3 protein-coding genes are annotated in these 2,591 nt (G+C 70.7%); 2 read left to right on the top strand and 1 reads right to left on the bottom strand.

Features of this window, described 5'->3' with window-relative positions:
- On the top strand, nt 1–528 hold a 528-nt coding region (locus E1293_RS46235), incomplete at its 5' end, for a DUF4360 domain-containing protein (protein ID WP_132206399.1).
- 148 nt (nt 529–676) lie between these two features.
- Complete coding sequence (gene gdhA / locus E1293_RS46230; RefSeq protein ID WP_132206397.1) at nt 677–2,053, top strand: NADP-specific glutamate dehydrogenase; 1,377 nt, start codon at nt 677–679, stop codon at nt 2,051–2,053.
- On the opposite strand, the gene E1293_RS46225 is transcribed toward gdhA, so the two are convergent.
- On the bottom strand, nt 2,046–2,591 hold a 546-nt coding region (locus E1293_RS46225; RefSeq protein WP_132206395.1), incomplete at its 5' end, for a class I SAM-dependent methyltransferase. The genes gdhA and E1293_RS46225 overlap by 8 nt on opposite strands.

Genomic DNA, 2,591 nt, shown 5'->3' with positions numbered 1-2,591 from the left:
CTCACCGTGAACGGGTCGGGCTGCCCCGCCGGAACGGCGGCCGTGGCCACGGCGAGCGACAACACCTCGTTCACCGTCACCTACAGCGACTACCTGGCCCAGGCCGGCGGTAGCTCCAACCCGACCGACTTCCGGAAGAACTGCCAGCTCAACCTAGGCGTGCACGTCCCGCAAGGGTTCACGTACGCGATCGCCGGCGCCGACTACCGGGGGTTCGCGTCCCTCGCGGACGGCGCGTCCGGCATGGAGAAGGCGAACTACTACCACCAGGGCATGGCGCAGACGACCCCGGTCAGCCACACGATCAAGGGCGCCTACTCCGACAACTGGCAGTTCTCCGACCGGACGGACGTCTCGGAGCTCGTCTTCAAGCCGTGCGGCGTGGACCGCAACTTCAACATCAACACCGAACTGCGCGTGTACAGGGGCAGCTCGGCCGCGTCCGAGACCAGCTTCATGGCCTTCGACTCGGCCGACGGGAGCGTCAAGACGACGTACCACTTCGCCTGGCTGAAGTGCCCCGCCTGACCCGTTCCCGCCCCCTCCAGCCGGGCCGCGACCCCATCCCAGGGGCCGCGGCTCGGCCTTCATCTGCGCGGATACCGGCGGCGCGGCCCGTCCAAGGCAAACCAGAACACGTTTTAGAGTGGAGGGGACTCGAGGAAGGATCTTCACCATGCCCTTGGCCCCCCGCCTGCCGGCACCACCCGAGACACTGGCCGTCCTGGAGGAGTCCTACGAGAGGGTCCTGCAGCGCGACCCGGGGGAAGCGGAGTTCCACCAGGCCGTCCACGAGGTACTGGAGTCCCTCGGCCCGGTGCTCGCCGCGCGGCCCGGCCTGGCCGCCGCGAAGCTGGTCGAGCGGGTGCTGGAGCCCGAGCGGCAGATCATGTTCCGCGTCCCGTGGCAGGACGACGACGGCGAGATCCACGTCAACCGCGGCTTCCGCGTCGAGTACAACGGCGCGCTCGGGCCGTACAAGGGCGGGCTCCGCTTTCATCCGACCGTCAACCTCGGCATCGTCAAGTTCCTCGGCTTCGAGCAGATCTTCAAGAACGCGCTGACCGGCCTCGGCATCGGCGGCGGCAAGGGCGGCAGCGACTTCGACCCGCACGGCCGCTCCGACGAGGAGGTCATGCGGTTCTGCCAGTCGTTCATGACCGAGCTGCAGCGCCACGTCGGCGAGCACACCGACGTCCCGGCCGGCGACATCGGCGTCGGCGCCCGCGAGATCGGCTACCTGTTCGGCCAGTACCGCCGGGTGACGAACCGGTGGGAGGCCGGGATGCTGACGGGCAAGGGGATGCTGTGGGGCGGTTCCGCCTGCCGGACGGAGGCGACCGGCTACGGCAACGTCATGTTCACCGCCGAGATGCTCCGCCGCCGCGGCGAGGACCTCGACGGCCAGCAGGTCACCGTGTCCGGTTCCGGCAACGTCGCGATCTACACGATCGAGAAGGCGCAGCAGCTCGGCGCCAACGTGATCACCGTGTCCGACTCCGGCGGCTACGTGGTGGACGAGAAGGGCATCGACCTCGACCTGCTCAAGCACGTCAAGGAGGTCGACCGCGGCCGGGTGTCCGACTACGCCGACCTGCGCGGCGCCTCGGCCCGGTTCGTGTCCGGCGGCCGGGTCTGGGACGTCCCCGCCGACATCGCGCTGCCGTCCGCGACGCAGAACGAGCTGGACGCCTCCGCCGCCGCGCTCCTCGTCCGCAACGGGGTGAAGGCCGTGGCGGAGGGCGCGAACATGCCGACGACGCCGGAGGCCGTCCGCATCCTCCAGGAGGCGGACGTCGCGTTCGGCCCCGGCAAGGCCGCCAACGCCGGCGGCGTCGCGGTGAGCGCGCTGGAGATGCGGCAGAACGCGGCCCGCGCCGCCTGGTCCTTCTCCCGGGTGGAGGAGGAGCTGTCGACGATCATGACGAGCATCCACGACACCTGCTACGAGACCGCCGAACGCTACGGCGCCGCGGGCGACTACGTCGTCGGCGCCAACATCGCCGGTTTCGAGCGCGTGGCCGACGCGATGCTCGCCCAGGGCCTCATCTAGGACGCACGCCGGTCGCCAGGAGGTGCGGGCCGATCCCGAGCAGTTCGGGGACCCGCTCGATCGCCCGCGCCGTCTCCAGGACGACCGTCCGGCCGAGCGGGTCCGCCATCCGGTCGGCGACGTCGTGCAGCAGGTAGGCGGGCCCTTCGACGCTGACGAGGTCCACCACCCGCAAGCCCGCCGACCGGAGTTCGGCACGCAGCTGCCCCGGCCGGTGGCAGTAGGCGGAGAAGTCCCCGCCGAACAGCGGCGGCATCCAGCCGGTCCGCTCGACCTCGGGAATGAGCGGGCTGACCGTCCCGATCCGCTCGTAGAGCCGCTGCGCCAACTCCCCGTCCAGCCGAGGCGCCCACCGCGAAATGGCGGCCGCGAACACCGGCCCACCTGGCCGAACGATCCGCAACGCCTCCGACAGCGCCCGGATCCGATCCACCCGCCGCGGCAGATGGTAAAGCGGCCCAAGCAGCAGCACCGCATCCACCGACGCATCCTCAAGATCAAGCTCCCGGGCGTCCCCCACCCCCGTGCGGATCTCGCC

The sequence above is a fragment of the Actinomadura darangshiensis genome, from assembly GCF_004349235.1.
Taxonomy (GTDB): domain Bacteria; phylum Actinomycetota; class Actinomycetes; order Streptosporangiales; family Streptosporangiaceae; genus Spirillospora; species Spirillospora darangshiensis.
The sequence above is the reverse complement of the archived record's forward strand: the minus strand, read 5'-3'. Positions and strand labels throughout refer to the sequence as shown.